The organism is Clostridium sp. CTA-5, assembly GCF_054768135.1.
In genome coordinates, this window is the sequence record NZ_BAAAAT010000026.1 from 1 (window position 1) to 3,267 (window position 3,267).

Sequence of the window (3,267 nt, forward strand, 5' to 3'; positions counted from 1 at the left end):
GAACTCTTGACCCCCTGCGTGCAAGGCAGGTGCTCTCCCAACTGAGCTATACCCCCATAATGGTGGACCTTCAGGGACTCGAACCCCGGACCTACCGGTTATGAGCCGGTTGCTCTAACCAACTGAGCTAAAGATCCCTTACCTGGCAATGTCCTAATCTCCCACACAGTCTCCCATGCAGTACCTTCGGCGCTATAGATCTTAACTTTCCTGTTCGGAATGGAAAGGAGTGTTACTTCTATGCCATTATCACCAGATCGACTACATTAATCATTATACTACATAATAATTATTTTGTCAACATTTTTAAAAGAAAAATTCTTTCAAAATTGCATATAAGTTTGTATATACTTAATTATTATTGGTCAAGCCCTCGACCTATTAGTATCAGTCAGCTAAATATGTTACCACACTTACACCTCTGACCTATCAACCTTGTAGTCTTCAAGGGGTCTTACTAGCTTACGCTATGGGAAATCTCATCTTGAACATAGGTCGGTCCATCCCGGTCCTCTCGTACTAAGGACAGCTCTTCTCAAATTTCCTGCGCCCGCGACGGATAGGGACCGAACTGTCTCACGACGTTCTGAACCCAGCTCGCGTGCCGCTTTAATGGGCGAACAGCCCAACCCTTGGGACCTACTTCAGCCCCAGGATGCGACGAGCCGACATCGAGGTGCCAAACCTCCCCGTCGATGTGAACTCTTGGGGGAGATCAGCCTGTTATCCCCGAGGTAGCTTTTATCCGTTGAGCGATGGCCCTCCCACGAGGTACCACCGGATCACTAAGCCCGACTTTCGTCCCTGCTCGACTTGTAGGTCTCGCAGTCAGGCTCCCTTCTGCCTTTGCACTCTACGAACGATTTCCGACCGTTCTGAGGGAACCTTTGGGCGCCTCCGTTACTTTTTAGGAGGCGACCGCCCCAGTCAAACTGCCCACCTAACAATGTCCTGTCACCAGATTCATGGCATCCAGTTAGAATTCCAGTACTATCAGGGTGGTATCCCAAGGATGACTCCACCAAGGCTGACGCCCTAGTTTCCCAGTCTCCCACCTATCCTGTACAGACAATACCGAAATTCAATGCTAAGCTACAGTAAAGCTCTACGGGGTCTTTCCGTCCAATCGCGGGTAGCGAGCATCTTCACTCGCACTACAACTTCGCCGGATTTGCAGTTGAGACAGTGCACAAGTCATTACGCCATTCGTGCGGGTCAGAACTTACCTGACAAGGAATTTCGCTACCTTAGGACCGTTATAGTTACGGCCGCCGTTTACTGGGGCTTAAGTTCACACCTTCGCTTACGCTAAGTGTTCCCCTTAACCTTCCAGCACCGGGCAGGCGTCAGCCCCTATACATCAGCTTTCGCTTTAGCAGAGACCTGTGTTTTTGTTAAACAGTTGCTTGTGCCTATTCTCTGCGGCCTGCTCTCGCAGGCACCCCTTCTCCCGAAGTTACGGGGTCAATTTGCCTAGTTCCTTAACTGCAATTCTTCCGCCGGCCTTAGGATTCTCTCCTCACCTACCTGTGTCGGTTTGCGGTACGGGCACTACTTCTCTTTCTAGATGCTTTTCTTGGAAGCATGGAATCAGATACTTCGGTTCCGTAGAACCTTCCCCATCACGCCTCAGAATTGTTAGAACGGATTTGCCTATTCTAACTCCCTAAACGCTTAGACTAGCATCCAATAGCTAGCACATCCTATCCTTCTCCGTCACACCATCGATAATAACGATTATAGTGGTATCGGAATATCAACCGATTGTCCATCGCCTACGCCTTTCGGCCTCGGCTTAGGTCCCGACTAACCCTCAGCGGACGAACCTTCCTGAGGAAACCTTAGGTATTCGGCCTGTGGGATTCTCACCCACATCTCGCTACTAATGCCAACATTCTCACTCGTAATCAGTCCACCGCTCCTTACGGTACGACTTCAGCCCGATTACGACGCTCCTCTACCGCTCACACTAAAGTGTGAACCCGTAGCTTCGGTGGTAAGTTTGAGCCCCGGACATTTTCGGCGCAGGATCTCTTGACTAGTGAGCTATTACGCACTCTTTTAATGAGTGGCTGCTTCTAAGCCAACATCCTAGTTGTCTTAGAAATCCCACATCCTTTTCCACTTAACTTACACTTTGGGACCTTAGCTGACGATCTGGGCTGTTTCCCTTTTGACTACGGAACTTATCTTTCGCAGTCTGACTGCCGGACTGATAGTATCTGGTATTCGGAGTTTGATAAGGTTCGGTAAGCGCTATGCCCCCTAGCCCATTCAGTGCTCTACCCCCAGTACTCACATTTTCCGACGCTAGCCCTAAAGCTATTTCGAGGAGAACCAGCTATATCCGAGTTCGATTGGAATTTCTCCGCTATCCACAGCTCATCCCATGCTTTTTCAACAGCAACGTGGTTCGGTCCTCCACGAGGTTTTACCCTCGCTTCAACCTGGCCATGGATAGGTCACCCGGTTTCGGGTCTACAGCATGCAACTAGTCGCCCTATTAAGACTCGGTTTCCCTTCGGCTCCGTACCTTAAGTACTTAACCTCGCTACATACCGTAACTCGTTGGCTCGTTCTACAAAAAGCACATCATCACACACATAAGGTGCTTTGATCGGTTGTAGGCACATGGTTTCAGGTTCTATTTCACTCCCCTCCCGGGGTTCTTTTCACCTTTCCCTCACGGTACTGCTTCACTATCGGTCATCAGGTAGTATTTAGCCTTGGGAGGTGGTCCTCCCTGCTTCCCACAAGGTTTCACGTGTCTCGTGGTACTCTGGATCAGAACTTGATTATTATAACTTTCATCTACGGGACTATTACCCCCTACGGTCCAACTTTCCAGTTGTGCTCGATTAATCATAAYTTCTCGTTAATGTTCTGTCCGCAACCCCAAAGATAAATCTTTGGTTTGGGCTCTTTCCTTTTCGCTCGCCGCTACTAAGAAAATCGATTTTTCTTTCTCTTCCTCTAGGTACTTAGATGTTTCAGTTCCCTAGGTTTACCTTCATAAAGCTATGTATTCACTTTATGATACATGGGGTTTCCCATGTGAGTTCCCTCATTCGGAAATCTCCGGATCTCTGACTATGTGCGTCTACCCGAAGCTTATCGCAGCTTATCGCGTCCTTCATCGGCTCCTGATGCCAAGGCATTCACCATGCGCCCTTTGTAGCTTGACCTATTTATCTAATTATTAACAATTAATGAATAGTTCTTATAAATACAAAGAATATATTCTTGGCTTGTTGTATTATATACAAT

The 3,267-nt window shown here is 48.2% G+C and carries 1 tRNA gene and 2 rRNA genes; all 3 read right to left on the reverse strand.

The window, feature by feature from the left end:
• Positions 1-60: 60 nt before the first annotated feature.
• A tRNA-Ile gene (locus ACYUET_RS18940) sits at positions 61-137 on the reverse strand.
• A 3-nt stretch (positions 138-140) separates the two neighbouring features.
• Positions 141-257, reverse strand: a 5S ribosomal RNA gene (gene rrf, locus ACYUET_RS18945).
• A 104-nt stretch (positions 258-361) separates the two neighbouring features.
• Positions 362-3,185 (reverse strand): 23S ribosomal RNA (locus ACYUET_RS18950).
• Between the last annotated feature and the right edge of the window lie 82 nt (positions 3,186-3,267).